This is a genomic window from Maribacter spongiicola (assembly GCF_004364165.1).
In the GTDB taxonomy this organism is placed as follows: Bacteria; Bacteroidota; Bacteroidia; order Flavobacteriales; family Flavobacteriaceae; genus Maribacter; species Maribacter spongiicola.
In genome coordinates, this window is the sequence record NZ_SOAY01000018.1 from 65,047 (window position 1) to 87,135 (window position 22,089).

13 protein-coding genes, 2 tRNA genes and 1 pseudogene are annotated in these 22,089 nt (G+C 35.2%); 10 read left to right on the forward strand and 6 right to left on the reverse strand.

Annotated features, from left to right (window positions below; translation table 11 throughout):
• Positions 1–2 precede the first annotated feature (2 nt).
• Entirely contained in the window at positions 3–2,444 is a 2,442-nt protein-coding gene (thrA, locus tag CLV90_RS19010; protein WP_133689095.1) for a bifunctional aspartate kinase/homoserine dehydrogenase I, read from the reverse strand.
• 268 nt (positions 2,445–2,712) lie between these two features.
• On the opposite strand from thrA, the gene CLV90_RS19015 reads away from it, so the two are divergent.
• Complete coding sequence (locus CLV90_RS19015) at positions 2,713–4,260, forward strand: NAD(P)H-hydrate dehydratase (protein WP_133689096.1); 1,548 nt, start codon at positions 2,713–2,715, stop codon at positions 4,258–4,260.
• Positions 4,261–4,267: 7 nt separating this feature from the next.
• Here CLV90_RS19015 and CLV90_RS19020 read toward each other — a convergent pair whose 3' ends face one another.
• Positions 4,268–4,666, reverse strand: a complete 399-nt coding sequence (locus CLV90_RS19020) for an STAS/SEC14 domain-containing protein (protein WP_133689097.1) — start codon at positions 4,664–4,666, stop codon at positions 4,268–4,270.
• Between the two features lie 206 nt (positions 4,667–4,872).
• On the reverse strand, positions 4,873–7,425 hold the full coding sequence (locus CLV90_RS19025; RefSeq protein WP_133689098.1) for an ATP-dependent Clp protease ATP-binding subunit: 2,553 nt from the start codon (positions 7,423–7,425) through the stop codon (positions 4,873–4,875).
• Between the two features lie 259 nt (positions 7,426–7,684).
• On the opposite strand from CLV90_RS19025, the gene gyrA reads away from it, so the two are divergent.
• Both gyrA and CLV90_RS19035 read left to right on the forward strand, forming a co-directional pair.
• Positions 7,685–10,243, forward strand: coding sequence for a DNA gyrase subunit A (gene gyrA, locus CLV90_RS19030; RefSeq protein ID WP_133689099.1), 2,559 nt, complete (start codon positions 7,685–7,687; stop codon positions 10,241–10,243).
• A 41-nt stretch (positions 10,244–10,284) separates the two neighbouring features.
• A complete protein-coding gene (locus CLV90_RS19035) occupies positions 10,285–11,547 on the forward strand; it encodes a tetratricopeptide repeat protein (RefSeq protein WP_133689100.1) in 1,263 nt (420 codons plus the stop codon).
• Positions 11,548–11,592: 45 nt separating this feature from the next.
• On the opposite strand, the gene CLV90_RS19040 is transcribed toward CLV90_RS19035, so the two are convergent.
• Together CLV90_RS19040 and CLV90_RS19045 are read right to left on the reverse strand one after the other, a co-directional pair.
• Positions 11,593–12,345 carry a C40 family peptidase gene (locus CLV90_RS19040; protein WP_133689101.1) on the reverse strand — a complete coding sequence of 251 codons (753 nt, stop codon included), beginning with the start codon at positions 12,343–12,345 and terminating at the stop codon, positions 11,593–11,595.
• Between the two features lie 17 nt (positions 12,346–12,362).
• Positions 12,363–13,538, reverse strand: a complete 1,176-nt coding sequence (locus tag CLV90_RS19045) for an acetyl-CoA C-acyltransferase (RefSeq protein WP_133689102.1) — start codon at positions 13,536–13,538, stop codon at positions 12,363–12,365.
• 121 nt (positions 13,539–13,659) lie between these two features.
• Between CLV90_RS19045 and CLV90_RS19050 the strand changes: the two genes are divergently transcribed.
• The 5 genes from CLV90_RS19050 to CLV90_RS19070 all read left to right on the forward strand — a co-directional run bounded on the left by CLV90_RS19050 (position 13,660) and on the right by CLV90_RS19070 (position 18,150).
• Positions 13,660–15,696 carry an HD family phosphohydrolase gene (locus CLV90_RS19050; protein WP_133689103.1) on the forward strand — a complete coding sequence of 679 codons (2,037 nt, stop codon included), beginning with the start codon at positions 13,660–13,662 and terminating at the stop codon, positions 15,694–15,696.
• A gap of 112 nt (positions 15,697–15,808) precedes the next feature.
• Positions 15,809–15,897 (forward strand) — tRNA-Ser (locus CLV90_RS19055).
• 39 nt (positions 15,898–15,936) lie between these two features.
• A tRNA-Pro gene (locus CLV90_RS19060) sits at positions 15,937–16,011 on the forward strand.
• A gap of 423 nt (positions 16,012–16,434) precedes the next feature.
• The gene (locus CLV90_RS19065; RefSeq protein ID WP_133689104.1) at positions 16,435–17,295 is read left to right on the forward strand and encodes an acyl-CoA thioesterase; all 861 of its coding nucleotides are present in this window, start codon (positions 16,435–16,437) and stop codon (positions 17,293–17,295) included.
• A gap of 258 nt (positions 17,296–17,553) precedes the next feature.
• Entirely contained in the window at positions 17,554–18,150 is a 597-nt protein-coding gene (locus CLV90_RS19070) for a Crp/Fnr family transcriptional regulator (RefSeq protein ID WP_133689105.1), read from the forward strand.
• Positions 18,151–18,353: 203 nt separating this feature from the next.
• On the opposite strand, the pseudogene CLV90_RS19075 reads toward CLV90_RS19070, so the two are convergent.
• Positions 18,354–19,007: pseudogene (locus CLV90_RS19075) on the reverse strand (bile acid:sodium symporter family protein).
• Positions 19,008–19,147: 140 nt separating this feature from the next.
• Between CLV90_RS19075 and CLV90_RS19085 the strand changes: the two are divergent.
• Together CLV90_RS19085 and CLV90_RS19090 are read left to right on the forward strand one after the other, a co-directional pair.
• Positions 19,148–20,962 carry an acyl-CoA dehydrogenase gene (locus CLV90_RS19085; protein ID WP_133689108.1) on the forward strand — a complete coding sequence of 605 codons (1,815 nt, stop codon included), beginning with the start codon at positions 19,148–19,150 and terminating at the stop codon, positions 20,960–20,962.
• A gap of 258 nt (positions 20,963–21,220) precedes the next feature.
• A complete protein-coding gene (locus tag CLV90_RS19090; protein WP_133689109.1) occupies positions 21,221–21,997 on the forward strand; it encodes a glucose 1-dehydrogenase in 777 nt (258 codons plus the stop codon).
• The last annotated feature ends 92 nt before the right edge of the window (positions 21,998–22,089 follow it).

Here is a 22,089-nt window from a genome sequence, read left to right on the forward strand (position 1 = left end):
ATTTAGAAATTACCAATTCGTATAATATCTGCAAAAATACCAGAAGCTGTTACTGCAGCACCTGCACCTGCACCTTTGATGATCATTGGTTGATTAGGATATCTTTCTGTGTAAAAAAGCACTATGTTATCACTACCTTCTAAGTTGTAGAAATCATGCCCTTTTGGTATTTCCTGTAAACCTACACTTGCTTTACCATCATCGAACTGAGCAACATATTTCAATTTGCTATCTGCATGTTTTGCACTAGTAAACAGTGATTGAAAATGAGCTTCATTTTGAACTAAAGAAGCAAAAAACTCATCATTATTGGCTGTGTTTAAACTTTCTTCAGGTAAAAACGGATTGTTGGTAATATCACTGATTTCCAATTGATTTCCACTCTCGCGAGCTAAGATTAAAATTTTACGCATTACATCAACGCCACTTAAATCAATTTTTGGATCAGGTTCTGTATATCCCTCTTCCTGAGCTTGTTTTACCACATCATGGAAGGTGGTTTTATCATTGAAGTTATTAAAAACAAAGTTTAAACTTCCTGAAAGAACAGCTTGAATTTTAAGAATTTTATCTCCTGATGCAATAAGGTGTTTTAAAGTATCTATAATTGGTAAACCCGCACCAACATTAGTTTCGAATAAGAAAGGAGCGTTATATGTTCTTGCTAGAGATTTTAAATGAGAATAGTTTTCGTAGGCAGAAGAACAAGCAATTTTATTACAAGTAACTACAGAAATACTATTGCTTAAATATTCACTATACGTTTTAGATACTTCTTCACTAGCAGTATTATCAACAAAAATGCTGTTTCTATAATTTAGGCTATTAACCATCTCTAAAAACTTCACCTTGTCGGCGTTTTCGCCTGCCGCAAGTTTAGCTGACCAATCATTTAAGTCTATCCCTTTTTCATCAAAAAGCATTGTTCTTGAGTTGGACATTCCTATTACTCGAATGTTCAATTTTAAATTCTCTTTCAAGAATTTACGTTGTTCTTTAATTTGCTCTAGAAACTTTGCGCCAACATTACCAACACCCATTACAAATAGGTTTAATTGCTTAATGTTTTCTTCAAAAAACTCTTCGTGCAATGCATTCAGTGCTTTTTTAACATCCTTCTCATCAATAATACAAGAAATATTTCTTTCAGATGCACCTTGGGCAATCACCCTAATATTCACATTGTTTTTACCAAGGGTGCTAAACATTTTACCGCTCAAACCTTGGTGGCTTTTCATATTATCGCCAACTAGAGCAACGATAGCCAAATCTTTTTCAGGAATTACCTGTTTTATTCGACCTCTTTCAATTTCATATTCAAAAGCTTCATTGACAATATTTACTGCCTTTTCAACATCATCGGCAGAAATACCTACGCAGATAGAATGCTCAGAAGACGCTTGTGTAATCAAAACCACACTAATATCTGCTTGAGAAAGAACCTCGAAAAATCGTTTTGAAATTCCTGGTATACCTACCATTCCTGGTCCTTCTAAAGAAAGCAATGCAATATTGCCAATATGGCTTATACCACGAACGGTCTTTCCTTTTTCGTTTTTAGATTTTGTAATTAATGTACCAGCTTCATCAGGGCTAAAAGTGTTCTTAATGACAATAGATATCCCTTTCGATAATACAGGTTGTATAGTAGGTGGGTAAAGTACTTTAGCACCAAAATGAGAAAGCTCCATAGCTTCCTCATACGAAATATGTGGAATAGCTTTTGCTTGCTTCACCATTTTTGGGTTCGCAGTATACATACCACTAACATCTGTCCAAATCTCTAAAACATCTGCATCAATAGCAGCAGCATATATTGCTGCTGTATAATCAGAACCACCTCTACCTAAAGTAGTGGATACTCCTTCTTCAGAAGTAGCTATAAACCCTGGGCAAACGGTTACTTTTTTATTTGAAGATTTGAAATAATCTACGCAATTAGCGTTAGTTTTTTCAAAGTTTACCACATTCTTGCCGTTAAGCTTATGTGTAATAATGAGTTCTCTACTATCTTTAAATTCAGCGTCTAGTTTTTCGCTAATAAGGTATTCGCTAATAATGTAAGAAGAAAGAAGTTCGCCGTAGCTTACTATTTTATCTGATAATTTCGGCGTTATTTCTCCTATGAAAAAAGCACCTTCCAAAAGCGTTTCCAATACGTTGAACTCGCTCTTAACTTTGCTAAGAACTTTGCTTTGTGCCGTTACCGGTATTAATTCTTTAATAGTAGAAAGATGTCTTTCTTCTAATGTGCTAAGAATTTCTTTGTAAGATTGATCTTGGGTAGAAGCTAATGATCCAGCTTCTAATAATAGATCTGTTACACCTCCTAAGGCTGAAACAACCAGAATAATAGGGTCGTTGTACTTAGAGATTATATTTTTAATTTTAATTATATTTTCAGGTTTGGCTACAGATGAGCCACCGAATTTTAGAACTTTCATGTTGTGAAATATTGACTTTGTAATTTAAGATATGGTGTAATTAAACACGGGTACGGAGAAATATAGTTTTTAACCCCAAAGGGTGAAAAATGCCGTAGCTGTACCATAAGTAATAGTAGCTGAAGTGAAATCGAATGTTATGTCTGTTTTATAGCAGTCCATAAATACTAATAGTTGAAAATCAAATGTAGTACATTTGGTATCTTAATCAAATGATTCCACAATTTTTTACGGAATCGTTACTTTTTAGCTGTAAAAAAAATAAAGAATGAAATTATATAGTGCAAAACAGATTTATAAGGCAGATCAGATTTCTATTAAAAAAGAGGAAATAGGCAGTAATGAATTAATGGAACGCGCAGCCTTGCAGCTCTTCAATTGGATGCATTTGCGTATGCAGGGTGCACCTGTGAAAATACATTTATTCTGTGGTATTGGTAATAATGGGGGAGATGGTATTGCCCTTGCCAGGCATCTTGTAGATCATGGTTATAATGTAGAAGTGTATGTTATTAATTATAGTGAGAAGCGCTCAAAAGATTTTCTTATAAACTTAGATAGATTAAAAGATCGCAAGGTATGGCCGCATTTTATGAATTCTGATGATGAACTGCCAGAAATTGGTAGAGAAGATATTATCGTAGATGGAATTTTTGGAATAGGATTAAATAGAACACCAGATGCATGGGGGGTTAAGGTAATTCAGCATTTAAATAATTCTCAAGCATTCATATTATCTATTGATATTCCCTCGGGATTATTCACCGATCAAGGTCCGGAAGATTTCGATGCAATTATAAAATCTAATTTTGTATTGAGTTTTCAAACTCCAAAGTTGGTGTTCTTTTTACCTGAAACCGGAAAATATATAGAACAGTGGGAAGTATTAGATATAGGTTTAGACCCAGAGTATTTGATGAATACCGAAACTGAATATGAATTGATCGGCAAGAACGAAGTACTCACATTATATAAACCTCGTGACAAATATGGTCATAAGGGTACGTATGGTCATTCGTTGCTTATAGGAGGTAGCTATGGTAAAATGGGTTCTGTTTGTTTGTCGTCTAAAGCTGCGCTTTATTCAGGTAGTGGTTTAGTAACGTCTTATGTTCCAAAAATAGGCGATACTATTCTGCAAACATCTTTGCCTGAAATCATGGTTCTAACTGATGCCAATGAAAATGAACTAACGGATATAAAATTTGATATAGAGCCGTCTGTTGTTGGAGTGGGAGTAGGTATCGGAACCAGTGAGGCTACTGTAAATGCTTTATCTGGTTTTTTGAAAAGTAATAAGCTCCCATTGGTACTTGATGCCGATGCACTTAATATTCTTTCTCAGCATAAAGATTTATTGAAAGAATTGCCAGAAGATTCTATTTTGACTCCGCATCCAAAGGAGTTAGAACGATTAATTGGTAAATGGAAAGACGACTTTGAAAAATTGACCAAGGTCAAAAAGTTTTCTAAAAAGTATAAGTGCATAGTAGTTATTAAAGGCGCACATACAATTATAGTTCAGAATGAAAAAGGTTATGTAAATACAACCGGAAACCCTGGTATGGCTACAGCAGGAAGTGGCGATGTCTTAACGGGTATAATAACAGGTCTAAGGGCTCAGGGTTATCCTGCTTTAGATGCAGCAATATTCGGAGTCTACTTGCATGGTAGAGCAGGTGATATTGCGGTAGAATCTACAGGTTTTCAATCTTTAACAGCATCGCATCTAATAGATAATTTAGCTGGTGCGTATTTAGATTTATTTAAAATGCCCGAACAACCTGTAGTAGAAGAAGAAAATCAACCAAGTTGATTTTCTTTTAAGAGTTAACTCTTCTTTTTACCCATTTTAAAGCATTATCATATTCAATGAAAAACTTCATAGGTTTTTTGTAGAACAGTTTTTCAATCTTAAAGTTATGCATGTCTATCTCTTTAACAGAAACAATAGCAAAAGCTTTAAGATTGTCTAATTGCTTAAGATAGTTATATATGGTGGGATCAATCGCAAAAGAATTTTTTCGTAGACTAATAAAACCGAAGTTTTTATCTCTGAAGTGAATTTCAGAAATACCAATAATTTGATATGCTCTTTCTAGAGTTAACGTAGCTCCTTCATCAAAGATGGATACCATGTAGTTCTCATATACTTGAATTTTTCCTGTTTCTAATTCGTATTCCCTTACAATTACCTTCTTCTTGGTAGATTCAATCTTCATTCTATTCGTATTAATATAGTGTGTCTGAAGCGAAAGTAAAAGGAACTACATTCTCAAGGTAAATTTTTAGTTTAAACGCGAAAATATCGTTCATACTGCGTATGGCTACTATTCAGTGTGTTTTTATTCTTACAATTAAAAATGAATTGTACGAAAAAGGAGCCCTACATTAGGGCTCCTTTTTTAAATTTAAGTAAAATAAATACCTAGGTTTTAGGTGATTCTTCTTCTGCTTTTTCAATTTTAATAGTAAGCTCTTCACTTTTCTTATCAAGATCGATGTAAATACTATCGCCCTCTTTAAGCTTAGAATTCACTATTTCTTCCGCTAAGGCGTCTTCAATGTATTTTTGTATTGCTCTTTTAAGCGGTCTAGCTCCGTACTGTTTGTCAAAGCCTTTCTCTGCAATATAATCCTTAGCTTCATCAGTAAGATTCAAGTGGTAACCAATATCCTTGATTCTTTTAAACAATTTAGCTAATTCAATATCTATAATCTTATGAATGTCTTCTCTTTCAAGAGCATTGAAAACAATAACATCATCAATTCTATTCAAGAATTCAGGAGCGAAAGCTTTTTTCAATGCATTTTCTATAACACCTTTTTGATGAGAGTCTTCTTGAGATTTTTTGGCTGAAGTACCGAAACCGACACCTTGACCAAAGTCTTTCAATTGTCTTGCTCCGATATTTGAAGTCATAATGATAATCGTATTTCTAAAATCAATTTTACGACCAAGACTATCAGTTAAGAAACCATCATCCAATACCTGTAAAAGCATATTGAACACATCTGGATGCGCTTTTTCAACCTCATCAAGTAAAATTACGGCGTAAGGTTTTCTTCTAACTTTCTCCGTTAACTGACCGCCTTCTTCATAACCAACGTATCCTGGAGGTGCACCAACTAATCTAGAAATAGCGAACTTCTCCATATACTCACTCATATCTATACGAATAAGTGCATCTTCTGAATCAAAAAGCTCTTTCGCCAATACTTTAGCTAATTGAGTTTTACCAACACCTGTTTGCCCTAAAAATATAAACGAACCAATTGGCTTGTTAGGATCTTTTAGTCCTGCTCTATTACGTTGAATTGCTTTAGAAACTTTGGCAACTGCTTCGTTTTGTCCGATTACGTTCGATTTGATTAGCTCTGGTAATCCCGCTAACTTGTTACTTTCTGTTTGTGCAATTCTGTTAACAGGTATACCGCTCATCATAGAAACAACATCGGCAACATTATCTTCGCTAACAGTCTCTTTGTTCAGCTTACTATCATCTTCCCAACGCTCTTGAGCAATAGCAAGATCTTTTTCTAGACTTTTCTCGTCATCACGCAACTTAGCAGCTTCTTCATATTTCTGCTTCTTAACAACACTGTTTTTGAGCTCACGTACATCTTCTAATTTCTTTTCCAATTCAAGAATTTGTTTAGGAACATCCATATTAACGATGTGCACACGAGAGCCAGCTTCGTCAAGGGCATCAATAGCTTTGTCTGGTAAAAAACGATCAGTCATGTACCTATTTGTTAATTTAACACAAGCTTCAATAGCTTCGTCAGTATAGGTTACATTATGGTGATCTTCGTATTTACCTTTTATATTATGTAAGATTTCAATTGTTTCATCAACTGTAGTTGGCTCAACAATTACTTTTTGAAAACGTCTTTCCAAAGCGCCATCCTTTTCAATATACTGTCGGTATTCGTCAAGGGTTGTTGCACCAATACATTGAATTTCACCTCTTGCCAATGCTGGTTTGAACATGTTCGAGGCATCTAAACTTCCTGTAGCTCCACCTGCGCCAACAATGGTATGAATTTCATCTATGAATAAAATTACATCATCATTTTTCTCAAGTTCGTTCATTACTGCCTTCATTCGCTCTTCGAACTGTCCACGATATTTCGTACCAGCAACTAAAGATGCTAGATCAAGTGTAACAACTCTTTTGTTAAAAAGAATTCTTGAAACTTTCTTGTTAACTATACGTAATGCAAGACCTTCGGCAATGGCACTTTTACCAACACCTGGCTCACCAATAAGCAATGGGTTGTTCTTTTTCCTTCTACTAAGAATTTGAGAAACCCTTTCAATTTCTTTTTCTCTACCAACAACTGGGTCTAGTTTATTTTCCTCGGCCATTTGGGTAAGGTCTCTACCGAAGTTATCTAATACCGGAGTTTTAGATTTCTTAGTGCCTTTTTGGCTAGAAGCGGCACCAAAAGTACTTTCTTTACCTTCATTGGCATCTTCAGAATCACTAGGAAAAGATTCGGCCGTTGGGCCGTCGACCATATCGTCGTCGCTTGTAATCATAAATTTAAACTGTTCTTTTACACCGTCATAGTCAACTTTTAGCTTGTGTAAAAGTTTTGTAGTCGGGTCATTTTCATTTCTAAGAATACAAAGCAAGAGGTGCGCAGTATTAATAGAGGAGCTTTGAAAAAGCTTAGCTTCTAAAAATGTTGTTTTTAAAGCACGTTCTGCCTGTCTCGTTAGGTGTAAATTCTTTTTATCTTTTTGTACGCCACTAGCGTTAGGGTTCGAAGGACTAAGAATTTCTACTTTTCTACGTAGATGTTCTAAATCAACTTCTAAAGCATCTAAAATGCTTATAGCCTTCCCGTTTCCATCTCTAAGAAGCCCTAGCATGAGGTGCTCGGTACCGATAAAATCGTGACCAAGTCGCAATGCTTCCTCTTTGCTATATGCAATTACATCCTTTACTCTTGGGGAAAAATTATCATCCATATACTATATTATCTACTATAAAATTACTAAATCTCATCCAATCCATGGCAAATACCGTACCTATAATCGTTAAAGTTATTGTAAAACCCATTAAATGTGCCTGTATTGTGACTCAAATTAGAATATAAATTGAAAATTAACACAAGTCTACAAAGTGTTAATAAAAAATAACATTATTAAAAGCACTTATTCTTAAAACGCTCAGGATTTAAGTATATTGGCATGCTTTTTTACTAATTAAAAAACAGAAGATTTTAAAATGGCTGACGGTGAAAAATTGATTCCTATTAATATTGAAGATGAAATGAAATCTGCCTACATTGATTACTCAATGTCGGTCATTGTGTCACGAGCCCTGCCAGACGTCAGGGACGGATTGAAACCCGTGCACAGAAGAGTTTTATTTGGAATGCATGAATTAGGGGTTAGAAGTAATAGCTCTCATAAAAAATCTGCGCGTATTGTCGGGGAGGTTTTAGGTAAGTATCACCCACACGGGGATACTTCGGTTTATGATGCAATGGTGCGTATGGCTCAAGAATGGAGTTTGCGTTATATGCTTGTAGATGGTCAAGGTAACTTTGGTTCTATAGATGGTGATAGCCCTGCAGCAATGCGTTATACGGAAGCCCGTATGCGTAAGATTGCAGATGATATGCTTTCTGATATCGAAAAAGAAACGGTAGACTATCAATTGAATTTTGATGATTCATTAAAAGAACCTACGGTATTACCAACTAGAGTTCCGAACCTTTTGGTTAACGGGGCGTCTGGTATTGCAGTAGGTATGGCTACCAACATGCCACCTCATAACCTTTCCGAAGTTGTCGATGGTACGGTTGCCTATATAGATAATAATGATATTGAGATTGATGAGCTAATTACCCATATAAAAGCTCCAGATTTTCCAACAGGTGGAATTATCTATGGCTATGATGGGGTGAAAGAGGCTTTTCATACGGGTAGAGGTCGTGTGATGATGCGTGCAAAGGCAACTTTCGAAGAAGTTCAAGGTAGAGAGTGTATAATTGTTCATGAAATTCCTTATCAAGTCAATAAGGCAGACATGATCAAGAAGACTGCCGATCTTGTAAATGATAAGAAGATCGAGGGAATTTCAAATATTAGGGACGAATCTGACCGTAACGGTATGCGAATCGTTTATATCTTAAAAAGAGATGCAATACCTAATATTGTATTGAACATGTTGTTTAAGTATACAGCATTGCAAACTTCATTTAGTGTTAATAACATTGCCTTGGTGAATGGAAGGCCTCAGTTATTGAATGTGAAGGAAATGATCCATTATTTTGTGGAGCATAGACATGAAGTTGTGGTTAGACGAACTCAGTTCGAATTAAAAAAGGCTGAAGATCGCGCGCATATTTTAGAAGGATTGATAATTGCTTCTGATAATATAGATGAAGTAATTGCTATTATTAGAGCATCGAATAATGCTGATGAAGCTCGTGCAAACTTGATGGAACGCTTTAAGTTAAGTGAAATTCAGGCAAAAGCGATCGTAGAAATGCGACTACGTCAGCTTACCGGTCTTGAGCAAGATAAGCTTAGAACCGAATACGATGAAATAATTCTTTTAATAGCCGATTTAAAAGACATACTTGATAAAAAAGAACGCAGAATGCAAATCATTAAGGATGAATTGCAGGAGATAAAAGGTAAGTACGGAGATGAAAGAAGGTCTGTAATTAACTTTGCAGGTGGTGATCTTAGTATGGAAGATATGATCCCAGATGAGCAAGTGGTAATTACCATTTCTCATGCCGGTTATATAAAAAGAACTCCGTTATCAGAATATAAAACACAGAATAGAGGTGGAGTAGGTCAAAAAGCATCTTCGACTAGAAATGAAGATTTCTTAGAACATCTTTTTGTTGGCACAAATCACCAATATATGTTGTTTTTTACGCAAAAAGGGAAATGTTTCTGGATGCGGGTTTTTGAAATACCCGAAGGAAGTAGAACCTCAAAAGGTAGAGCGATACAGAATTTGATAAATATTGAGCAAGATGATAGTGTAAAAGCTTTTATCTGTACGCAAGATTTAAAAGATGAAGAATATGTAAACGGTCACTTTGTCATTATGGCTACTAAAAAAGGTATCGTTAAGAAGACCTCGTTAGAGCAATATTCAAGACCACGTCAAAATGGTATAAATGCAATTACTGTGCGTGACGGTGATGAATTGCTTGAAGCAAAATTAACCACCGGGACTAGTGAAATTTTCTTAGGTCTTAAGTCTGGTAAAGCAATTCGTTTTGAAGAAAGTAAGACCAGACCAATGGGTAGAAATGCATCTGGTGTCAGGGGTATTACTTTGGCTAACGATGACGATGAGGTAATCGGTATGATATCGGTTCATAATCTTGAAGATGAAATTTTAGTAGTTTCTGAAAAAGGATATGGTAAACGTTCAAGTATAGAAGATTATAGAGTTACTAATAGAGGAGGTAAAGGTGTTAAAACTATAAGTGTTACTGACAAAACTGGTGGCTTGGTAGCTATTAAAAATGTTACTGACTCAGATGATTTAATGATTATCAACAAATCTGGTATTGCAATTCGTTTGAGCGTAGAAGATCTACGTGTTATGGGTAGAGCAACACAAGGTGTGCGATTGATAAACATTAAAGGTAGCGACTCTATTGCTGCTGTTGCCAAGGTAATGAAAGATGAGGATGATTTGGAAGAATCTGAAATACTTAATATTGAGGTAGATGCAGAAGATGGCACGGAGATTGATAATTCTGAATCGGAAGACGGCACAGAGATTGATAATTCTGATACCGAAGAATAAACATCATAAATTTTTAAACACTAATAATTAATATATTAAAAATGAAAAATAGATTATTACTTGTAGCAGCGCTATCATTTACTATCATAGGTTTTGCTCAGAAAAATGAAATAAAAAATGCAGAGAAAGCATTGAAATCAGGTGATGCTGCTGGGGCACAAACTGCTCTTGAGGCTGCATCTGGTACTATTGCTGCTGCCGATGAGAAAACGCAGGCACAATACTATTTCACTAGAGGTAAAATTTATAGTGATTTGGCTAAAAAAGGAAATAATGATGCGTTTGAAAAATCAGCAACTTCTTTCAAAAAGGTTATTGAATTAGAAGAAGCTTCTGGTAAGCAGAAATATACTTCTGAAACGAACCAATACATGGCATCATTGACTGCTGATCTAGTAAACTCTGCTGTTAGTGATAATGGCAACAATAAGTTTAAAGAAGCTGCTGAAAAGTTGTACATGAGCTACACGCTTAGTCCAAAAGATACTTCTTATTTATACTACGCAGCAGGTAGTGCTGTAAATGGTGGTCATTATGAAATGGCATTAGATTACTATAATAAATTACAAGAAGTAGGTTATGATGGTAGTGCGGTAGTGTATAAAGCTACGAACGCAGCTTCTGGTGAAGTTGAAGAAATGGATAAGGTACAACGTGATCTTATGGTAAAATCAGGTACGTATTCAAACCCGGTAGATGAGAAAACTCCATCTAAAAAAGCTGAGATTGTTAAAAATACAGCTTTGATTTATACCCAATTAGGTCAAGATGAAAAAGCTTTAGAGGCTTACCAAGCAGCTAGAAAAAATGATCCAGAAGATGTAAATCTTATTTTAAATGAAGCTAACTTATATTTCAATCAAGGAAATAAAGATAAGTTTAAAGAATTAATGGCTCAAGCGATTGCTTTGGCTCCAGACAATCCAGATTTACATTACAACGTTGGTGTAATCAGTATGGAGCAAGAAAATTACGAAGATGCACGTGTGTCTTACAAAAAAGCTATTGAAATTGATCCAAAGTATACAAATGCTTACTTAAACCTTTCTACAACTTATGTTAATGAAGGTAATGCATTAATTGATGAAATGAATTCACTAGGTAACTCTAGAGCTGATATTGCAAAATATGATGAGCTTAAAGAGAAAAAAGATGGTTTGTTTAAGCAAGGTGCTGATGTATTGGAAAATGCATTGAAGAACAGTCCTGATAATGAAAATATAATGACTCAGCTTAAGAATATTTACGGAGCTATGGGTGATACAGAAAACTTCACTAAAATGAAGAAGTTATTGGGCGAGTAATTAACAGAAAGCTATAAATTAAAAGGCCCTTATCAGGGCCTTTTTTTATATCACTTTTTTAATAACTCTTAATTGATGCGTATAAGTTCTTAGGTCCTTATTGAAAATACCAGTGTGATCTATGCGATCTATTCGAACTTTACCGTTGACATGAATAACATAATTATTGTCCATAATAATGCCTACGTGGTCAATAACACCATTGACATTGTCGAAAAATGCTAAATCGCCAGCCTCACTTTCTTCAACAAAGCTTAGTGCTGTACCTTGTGTCGATTGTTGTTCTGCGGTTCGTAAAAGATGATATCCATTAACTCTATACACCATTTGTGTAAAGCCTGCACTGTCAATACCGAAAGGAGATTTTCCTCCTTTTAATTCCGGAGAGTTTAAATACAGCAATGAGGTATTGCTCAAATTCTCTTTAGGTTGCACGTTAGTTAAGAGATTCCCATTAAAATTTACAGACAATGGTGGGGTATTGTAAATACAAGAACCGATAACTATAGGTGTTTCAATTTCATTAGAATCTTTAACAAACGAAATTAAGTCGGCAACATAATTAAAATGTTTGCTTTCTTGAATCGCATTAAATTCATTATCGCTTATAAATTTCAATTGACTATTCATTATCCAGCCCTCGCACTTGTCGAAAATAGTTTTTATTCTAGACCAGTTTTTTCGACTTTTAAGTATTTTAAAGTGCTCCCCGAACAAAAGTTGGGAGACTAACTCAGAAGCTTCATCTGGTATACTTCTAATGGGAACAATGCTTAATTGACAAATACCGTATTGCATGTAATTTTTTTGAGGGCTTAAACCCTTTCGATAATTATTGCCGATGCACCACCGCCACCATTACAGATTGCAGCTGCACCAAGTTTAGCATTATTTTGTTCTAATACATTTAATAATGTTATTAGAATACGTGCACCAGAACATCCTAACGGGTGTCCTAAAGAAACAGCGCCGCCATTTACATTAACATTTTTGTCATCTAAACCTAATATTTTCATATTGGCAAGACCAACTACAGAAAATGCTTCGTTAAATTCGAAGAAATCGATTTCTTCTAACTTTAACTTAGATTTTGCCAATGCTTTTGGTAAAGCTTTTGCTGGCGCCGTAGTAAACCATTCTGGCTCATGAGCAGCATCTGCATAACCTTTTATAACCGCTAATGGTTTTAAATTTAGTGCTTCTGCTTTTTCTCTACTCATTAATATTAGAGCAGCGGCGCCATCATTAATAGTAGAAGCATTTGCTGCCGTAACGGTACCGTCTTTAGAGAAGGCAGGTCTTAAGTTGGGTATTTTATCGATGAATACATTACTGAATTCTTCATCTTTTATAACCATTTTAGGCTCTCCACGTCTTTGTGGAACCGCAACTGGTATAACTTCATTATCAAATTTCCCGTTTTCCCACGCATCAGAAGATCTCTTGTATGATTGTATAGCGTAAGCATCTTGATCTTCTCTGTTGAATTCGTATTTAATAGCGCAAGCATCTGCACAAACACCCATGGCGTTTTCATCATACGCATCTACTAAACCATCTTTTTGCATGCCATCGATTAAAGAAGTGGGTCCGAATTTGGTACCTGTTCTCATATGAACATAATGAGGTATTAGGCTCATGTTCTCCATACCACCCGCAATAACAATATCTGCGTCACCAAGAGCAATAGCTTGTGCACCTTGCATAACAGCTTTCATACCAGAGGCACAAACTTTGTTTATGGTCGTACAAGGTACGGTATTCGGAATACCGGCAAATATGGCGGCCTGTCTAGCAGGTGCTTGTCCGGTTCCCGCTTGTACCACATTTCCCATGATAACTTCATCTACCAATGTAGGATCAAGATTTATTTTCTTTAATACACCTTCAATAGCAACCGCCCCTAATTTGGGAGCAGGTATTGTTGATAATCCGCCCATAAAACTTCCTATTGGGGTTCTAACAGCAGAAACAATAACGACCTCTTTCATGTTTTTAATTATTTGATGTCACGAAATTACTAAATTCTATAGCAACCCAAGGGATATCGTTTCAATTACTAGTTTTCAGATTATAATTTTCTATTTTTGAAGAACCTAATACAATTTACTTTTGGATAATCTTTACAAACAGCAATCGCTCATTTTCAAATACATACTCTATGTTGTAGCTGTTGCTTTTATCGTGTTTTTTTTGCCCAAGGGAGGTAAATTCAAGTATGAGTTTCAAAAAGGTAAACCTTGGCAATTTGAAAACTTATATGCCCCATTTGATTTTTCTATACAAAAAACAGATTCTGAAATAGCCAAGGAAAAGCAGGTTATTGAAAGTAATCAACTACCTTACTATAGATATGACCAAGCTGAGGTTGAAAAAGTTACAGAACAATTTGAGCAAAAATTTGAAGATAAGTGGGGCAATACATCACTTAGGGAAAATCAGAAAAAGAGGTTAAAGTATTTTTCTAAAGTTATATTAGATTCGGTCTACGCCAAAGGAATTTTACAAAATAATGGGAAGCAAGTTCAGCGCAGTTTTATTTTTCTAGTAAAGAATAATGAGGCTAGTAAGGTAAGGGTTTCAGATTTTTTTAGGGTCAGCGAAATTAATGATTTAATAGGTAGAGTTCTTACGGATAATAATTTATCGGTTTTCGAAAAAGATACCCAGTCTCTATTTTTTGACATAATTGCGCCCAATGTAAGTTTTGATAATAACCTTACCCAAAAAGCAAGAAATGAAGCCCTATCTAAACTTTCGTATACAAGAGGTACTATTGATCAGGGTCGATTAATCATTGCAAAAGGCGAAGTTGTTGAAGCTGAAAATCTAAAGATCTTAGAGTCGTTAAAGTCTGAATACGAATCAGAATTATGGACGGCCAATAACTATTATTATATTTTAATAGGGTATACGGTACTAGTAGCACTGGTACTCATTATGTTGTTTCTGTTCTTAAAAAAATACAGAAGAACGGTATATGAAAATAATGTAAAAGTTACGTTTATCTTCTTTAATATTTTGCTCATGGTTTTTATAACAACTATTGTTATAAAGTACAATGATCAATTAGTGTTCGTCGTGCCATTATGCATACTTCCATTAATTTTAAAAACGTTTTTTGATGCCCGGTTGGGTCTGTTTGTGCATGTATTGACTATTCTAATTTTAGGTTTTGTAGTACCCAATAGTTTTGAATATATATTCTTGCAGATTATTACCGGTATAGTAACTATACTTACCGTTTCTGAGTTGTATAAAAGGGCAAACCTATTTGTGAGTGTAGGTCAAATAACACTTATATATGTAATTGGTTATTTAGCGTTCCATACCATACATGAAGGTGATTTAAGTGATATTGAGTGGTATACATTAGGTCTGTTTCTGTTAAACGGAATGATCACACTTTTTGTGCAACCATTAATTTATATCTATGAAAAGCTCTTCGGTCTTGTTTCGGATGTATCGCTATTGGAGTTGTCAGATACCAATTCTAAACTTTTAAAAGAACTATCTAATAAGGCGCCAGGCACATTTCATCATTCGTTACAAGTAGCCAATTTGGCTGAGGCGGCCGCTAACGAAATTGGGGCGAATGCCATGTTGGTTAGGGTGGGGGCTTTGTATCATGATATTGGTAAAATGAACGAACCGACTTATTTTACCGAAAATCAGGTCACGAATGTAAATCCGCATGACGAGTTGAGCCCTAAAGATAGCGCACGTATTATTATTAATCATGTAATAAAGGGAATTGAAATAGCTAGAAAAAATAACTTACCTGATCGTATCATAGATTTTATACGATCTCATCATGGCACCACATTGGTATTTTATTTTTACAAAAAACAAAAAGAATTGGATGACGATGTAAACGAAGAAGATTTTAGGTACCCTGGGCCTTTACCATTTTCTAGAGAAACTGCAATTTTAATGATGGCAGATTCTGTAGAAGCGGCATCGAAAAGTTTAAAAAATCCAACTTTTTTAATTATCGATGAGTTTGTTGATAAGATAATTTCCGGTCAAATGAAGGCAAATCAATTTTTGAATGCAGATATTACCTTTAAAGAAATTGAAACAATTAAGAAAATCTTCAAGCAAAAGTTAATAAACATCTATCATTTGCGTGTGGAATATCCTGAGTAACAGGGTGGTATTTTTTTATTGAAAAAAAACATTAAAAATAGTTGCGTAAAACGAGTTATACTTTGTACATTTGCATCCGCTATTTAGAGCAACAGTTCATTGAAGAATTACTGGAGAGGTGCCTGAGTGGCCGAAAGGAGCGGTTTGCTAAATCGTCGTAGGTGGAAACATTTACCCAGGGTTCGAATCCCTGTCTCTCCGCAACAATGTGTTGAGAGACATATTTTTTGATAACCAATTCGGGGTGTAGCGTAGCCCGGTTATCGCGCCGCGTTTGGGACGCGGAGGTCGCAGGTTCGAATCCTGCCACCCCGACAAAAACCAGTTCAGAAATGAACTGGTTTTTTTATGTTCTTTTTTGAGCTTTTTGATAATTTGCTTTCTAAGATTCAATACTAATTTTATAGTTTAATAGTTAAAAATTACTTTAAAATGTCAGCCATGATTTACACATAATCATCTTCTATTTCTTTTGAGATCTTATGTATTGGCAACATAACAAATTATAATTCTCTGCTCTTTTACCACCCTTAAAGACACTATTTCTTTAATCTTTACTATTTGTTTGGATATGACTAATTGTAATGTGAAAAGGCATAGAAATGAGATTTAGAAATTTCATGTAAACGAATATGTTTCAATTTTGATGCGTAGTTATTTCTGTGATAAACGGTTTGGTTGTTTTTGTTTCATCTGTAAAGCTGTACTTTTAGATCCTAAAAAAATAGGTATCCTCAAATGCAAACGATTAAAGAACTAATAGAGTTGATAACTCTTAAAAGAATAGACGAAACTATATTTGAAGGAGAAAACTATAATGCCCCTTGGGGTAGGGTTTTTGGAGGACAAGTATTGGCACAATCCTTACATGCAGCCTATCAGACCGTACCAGAAGATCGTATTGCACATTCCTTACATGGTTATTTTATTCTGGGAGGAGATTTAAATTATCCAATCAGATACGAGGTAGATACCATTAGAAATGGAGGCAGCTTTACTACAAGAAGGGTAGTGGCCAAACAAAACGGAAAAGCAATTTTTAATATGGCCGCATCATTTCAGGTGAAGTCCGATGGTGTAAATCATCAGTTTCCAATGCCTAATTTAATTCCGCCAGAGAAGCTAACTACAAGTCTTGAGCAGTTAGAAGAGATTAAGGATCTGTACCCTGGTGCATATAAAAGATTAAAAGCGGTACAGCCTAAGGTGTTTGAATTTAAGCCAGTCGAAAAATTTACGACCCAATTAATCGAAAATGGTTCTCCATTTTTTAATACTTGGTTGCGCACTTCCGATAAAGCTGAAATCGCTTTGCCGATGCAACAACAATTATTGGCTTACGCATCTGATTATAATTTACTGACCACGGCGACGTTACCGCACAGGGAAGTATTAAATAAAGGTGAGACTTTTTATGCCAGCTTAGACCATGCTATATGGTTTCATCGCGATTTTGATATTCAAAAATGGTTGTTATATAGTATGGATAGTCCTAGTGCTTCTAACTCACGAGGATTTTCAAGAGGTAGTGTATATGACAGAACAGGAGTGTTGGTTGCTTCTGTAGCGCAAGAAGGGTTAATGCGTCAAAGTATATAACAAGGATTTTACAATTAAGGCGTCATGAGTAACTTCAAAAGAAGTTCTGATAATTACTATGTTTGAAAAAATATGGCATTTTGTAAAAGGGAAAGTAATGGTATGACTCTATTATTATAAAGCGATTACATTTTCATATTCTTAAAATTTACACTGCAGTTGATAGAATATGGCAATATTTTGATGCCTTTATTTTTGAAATTGCCTATATTTATAATTATCCTGAATCGTTTATACTAATTATAAAACAACCTAAAAGTGACTTCTCTGCAAAATCTTAAGAATAAAATTCTCTCTTACAATAAAGTAGATGACGATGTATTAGATTATTGGTTGTCACTCTATGAAAGAATTGATTTAAAGAAAGGCGAAGCTCTTATTTCTTCAGGTCAAATGGTCAATTATTTTTATTACTTAGATGCTGGTTGTATATATTATTATAAAATTCAAGATGGGGAGACCAAAGTATTGGAGTTTTATACCGAAGATATTTTTTTTACAGACCTACCAGCCTATGTAAAAGGTTCGCCGTCTAGATATTATTTAACGGCAACTGAAAAATCTACGGTATTTGCAATAAAAAAATCAAATGCAGAAATGTCTTTTGATAATTCGCATCAATTAGAAAGATTTGGCAGATTGTCAATGCAAGAAGCTTTTTTAAAATCATACAGTCGTGTAGAACGTATGAACAGTCGTACGAATGAGGAGCGTTATTTGAGACTGTTGGAGAAAAGACCCGATTTATTTCAGCGTCTACCACAGTATTTAATAGCATCATATTTAGGTTTAACACCTGTCGGTCTCTCTAAAATTCGAAAGCGTGTGGGTCAAAGAGAAAGCGATTGTGTTTAAATAATTTGTTTTTTAATCTGTTTATTGCTCCAGTAAATAAAAATACCTGCGGTAAATAACATTAGCGTTCCGTAAATAGCTGGAGCAATAGCATAAGCGGTGTTGTTAAGTAGAATCGTTGCAATGCTTATGCCCAGTTCCATTTTGTATTCCACCAAAGCTACAGAAATACGTTGTTTAAGGGGTAGATTGAAAATAGACCCTTAGATATATCCAATAGACATGGTAATAATATTAAGGGTTAAAGTTACAAGACCGGCTTCTTGAATATTGGTTATTAGCAGTGCCCGTTCTTTAATAAGAATTGCAACCAAAACAATGACAAAGAAAATACCCGATGCTTTTTTTACTGGTTTTTCCATTTTCAGGGCAAAGCTTGGGCTTTTATATTTTAGTATCATCCCTAAGCCGACAGGTAAAATTACGATGATGAATACTTGTAAAATGGTTTGGGCGATATTCAGTTGAATAGAAGTGCCTTCACCCAAAACTTCTTGCAAACCTAAATTGATAATAAAAGGAATCGATACCAAGGTTATTAAGCTACTAATTGCGGTTAGTGAAACCGAAAGAGCAGTATCGCCATTTGCTAAATGTGTAATTAAGTTTGACGTTGGTCCGCCAGGGCAGGCAGAAATTATGATGACACCAATCGCTATTTCTGGCGATAAGTGGAAGATTCGTATGAGGATGAAGCCAACTATGGGAAGAATGATTAATTGACATCATCGACCAATTAATATGGCTTTAGGTTTACTGAATATTCTAACGAAATCTTTGATCTCTAAAGATAAACCCATGCCGAACATGATGATGATTAGGGAAATAGCAAGAATTGCGTTAGAAATATTATCCATAAAATGCTAAGGTTTAGAGAGGTAGTTCTAAATATAGAAGATTTGACTGTGATAATCGCTAGTTTCATTCTTTTATTAAACTAGTTTAATGAGTTTGGGTAAAATATCTACTAACTTGATGTTTCATAAAATACAACGCAATGGCAAATCAATATGTAGACTTAGAAACGCTGAAATTCTTATTATATAAAGTAAACAACCTGCAAGACGTTCTTGACCAAGAGCGCTATGCAGAATATGATCAAGAATCGGTAGAAATGATGCTGAATTCGGTTAAAGATTTTTCTGATAAAGAGCTTTACCCTTATTTCAGGGAGATGGATGAGAATCCAGCACATTTTAAGGATGGTGAGATTGTAGTGCATCCTCAGGTGTTGAAATTTATGAAAGCTGGTGGAGAAATGGGGCTGATTGCAAGTTCATTTTCATATGAGCATGGTGGTATGCAAATGCCTGCCATGGCGGCACATGCTTCGGCATTTATACAAGATGCAGCTAACAATCATTTACCAGGTTATATTGGTTTAACCGTGGGTTCTGCAGAATTGATTGCCCATTTTGGTAGTCAAGAGCTTAAAGATATTTACTTGCCTAATATGCTGTCTGGAAAATGGGGCGGTACTATGTGTTTAACTGAACCACAGGCAGGTAGTTCACTTTCAGATATTACAACATCTGCTACGCCTGATGGTGATACATATAAAATTAACGGACAGAAAATATTTATATCAGGTGGTGATTACCAAGGTGCAGAGAATATTGTGCATTTGGTTTTGGCAAGAATAAAAGGTGCACCTGCAGGTACAAAAGGAATATCCTTATTTGTGGTGCCTAAAAACAAACCAACTGCAGATGGTGGTTTAACACCTAATGATGTAACCGTTGTTGCCGATTTCGAAAAAATGGGACAACGTGGCTATTGCACAACGCATTTATTTTTTGGTGATAAAGAAAATTGTGAAGGTTGGCTCGTAGGTGAGGCTAACCAAGGGTTGAAATATATGTTTTTAATGATGAATGGTGCTAGAATTGGGGTTGGTAGAGGTGCAGCGGCAATAGCCTCGGCAGCATACCAAGCTTCTTTAAACTATGCGAACGAAAGACCACAGGGGCGTAAATTAACAAGCACAGGTAAAAAAGATGCAAATCAAGAACAGACCTTAATTATTAACCATGCAGATGTTCGCAGAATGTTATTGCTGCAAAAAGTAATTACAGAAGGTGCTCAAAGTTTAGTGCTATTGACTGCAAAATATCATGACCTTTCTATAGCAAGTGCAACTGCAGAAGAACGTGAAAAATATAGATTGCTATTAGAGATTATGACACCTTTAGTAAAAACATATCCGTCTGAAGCGGGTATCGTTTCGGTAAATAATGGAGTTCAAGTTTTAGGTGGATACGGATTTTGTTCCGAATATATATTACAACAATATTTAAGAGATATCCGTATTTCAGCTATTTATGAAGGTACAACGGGTATTCAATCTCAAGATTTATTAGGTAGAAAAGTAACGATGGATAACGGGAAGGCTTTACAGCTATTATCCGAAGAAATAACAAATACCATTAAAGCAAGTATGGTTCACGATTCTTTAAAACCTTATGCAAAAAAATTAGGAGGTAAATTAGAATTGACGCAACAGGTATTACAAAGCTTAATGGGCTTTGCCATGAAGGGCGATTACCAACGTTTCTTAGCAGATGCTACTCCGTTTATGGAATTCTTTAGTACAATAGTACAAAGTTGGTTATGGCTAAATATAGGTCTTGAAGCTCAAAATGCCTTAGTAATGGGTAACAAGGATTACAGTGCAGAATTCTATGAAAGTAAAATTCATGCTATGGAATTCTATTTCAAATACGAACTTCCGAAAACTTTGGGACTAGCAGAAATACTTATGGATAATGAGAAAGCATTAACTATCGGTACAGATAAAGAAGTTTTTATTTAATAAGAAAGAGTAGTACTATTTCTTACCTTGAAACAAGATTGATAGTTATGTTTTAAACTTTTTAAGGCATAAATTAAAATAGGTAGAATTTCCTCCTTTCAATGGAAAGGAGGAGTTTTCCAACTTAGTTTGAAAACGCGAGAATAATCATATTCCGTTCTCAAGAAAAAGTTTAAAATAAATTCACATTTAGAATATAGCGCAGGTTTTATCATTTCTTGATATAAAAACTAGCACAGAAAAAAGAGAAACAAACATATGAATAGCATAAAGCAAAAATTTGATCTTACAGGAAAAGTAGCAATCGTTACAGGTTCTAGTAAAGGAATAGGGTTATCTATAGCGCGTGGTTTAGCGGAGAACGGAGCCAAGTTAGTTATCAGTAGTCGAAATAAAAAAGCTGTTGATGCTGTTGCAGCTGAATTTAATAAAGCTGGTTTTGATGCTATTGGTATTGCTTGTCATATTGGTGATGCAGAACAGAGAGAAGCGCTGGTGGCAAAGACGATTGAAAAATATGGACGGATAGATATTCTGGTAAATAATGCAGCGATCAATCCTTTTTACGGTCCCATAGAAAGTGCTGAAGAAGAGGTTTTTGATAAAATAATGAATGTTAACGTAAAAGCTCCTTGGTTACTCTCAAACCTGGTGCAACCATTTATGAAAGAGAATGGCAGCGGTAGTATTATTAATATTTCATCTGTAGAGGGTATTCATCCAGGGTTTAGATTAGGATTGTATAGTATGACCAAATCTGCTTTAATTATGCTTACAAAAAATCAGGCTAAAGAGTGGGGTAGATACGGTATTCGCTCTAATGTCGTTTGTCCGGGGCTAATAAAAACAAAGTTTAGTCAAAGCCTTTGGTCCAATGATAAATTAGTTGAAGGTTACAATCAAACCGTTCCACTAAAAAGAATGGCAGAACCAGATGAAATGGCAGGTATTGTAATGCTCTTGGCATCAGATGCAGGTTCGTATATGACCGGTGGTGTTTACGCAGCAGACGGTGGATATTTAATTTCAGGATAAAAACCTGTCTTCGATTTTGGTTAATAGTTATGCTATCCTAAGGGGTAAAAGCTTATCAACTAAAAGTCAAATTAAAACCTAAAAGTACATTC

What these genes read in the sequence shown, in the direction of transcription:
- thrA (WP_133689095.1), bottom strand. Translation starts at nt 2,444, where the DNA reads ATGAAAGTTCTAAAATTCGGTGGCTCATCTGTAGCCAAACCTGAAAAT.
- CLV90_RS19015 (WP_133689096.1), top strand. Translation starts at nt 2,713, where the DNA reads ATGAAATTATATAGTGCAAAACAGATTTATAAGGCAGATCAGATTTCT.
- CLV90_RS19020 (WP_133689097.1), bottom strand. Translation starts at nt 4,666, where the DNA reads ATGAAGATTGAATCTACCAAGAAGAAGGTAATTGTAAGGGAATACGAA.
- CLV90_RS19025 (WP_133689098.1), bottom strand. Translation starts at nt 7,425, where the DNA reads ATGGATGATAATTTTTCCCCAAGAGTAAAGGATGTAATTGCATATAGC.
- gyrA (WP_133689099.1), top strand. Translation starts at nt 7,685, where the DNA reads ATGGCTGACGGTGAAAAATTGATTCCTATTAATATTGAAGATGAAATG.
- CLV90_RS19035 (WP_133689100.1), top strand. Translation starts at nt 10,285, where the DNA reads ATGAAAAATAGATTATTACTTGTAGCAGCGCTATCATTTACTATCATA.
- CLV90_RS19040 (WP_133689101.1), bottom strand. Translation starts at nt 12,345, where the DNA reads ATGCAATACGGTATTTGTCAATTAAGCATTGTTCCCATTAGAAGTATA.
- CLV90_RS19045 (WP_133689102.1), bottom strand. Translation starts at nt 13,538, where the DNA reads ATGAAAGAGGTCGTTATTGTTTCTGCTGTTAGAACCCCAATAGGAAGT.
- CLV90_RS19065 (WP_133689104.1), top strand. Translation starts at nt 16,435, where the DNA reads ATGCAAACGATTAAAGAACTAATAGAGTTGATAACTCTTAAAAGAATA.
- CLV90_RS19085 (WP_133689108.1), top strand. Translation starts at nt 19,148, where the DNA reads ATGGCAAATCAATATGTAGACTTAGAAACGCTGAAATTCTTATTATAT.
- CLV90_RS19090 (WP_133689109.1), top strand. Translation starts at nt 21,221, where the DNA reads ATGAATAGCATAAAGCAAAAATTTGATCTTACAGGAAAAGTAGCAATC.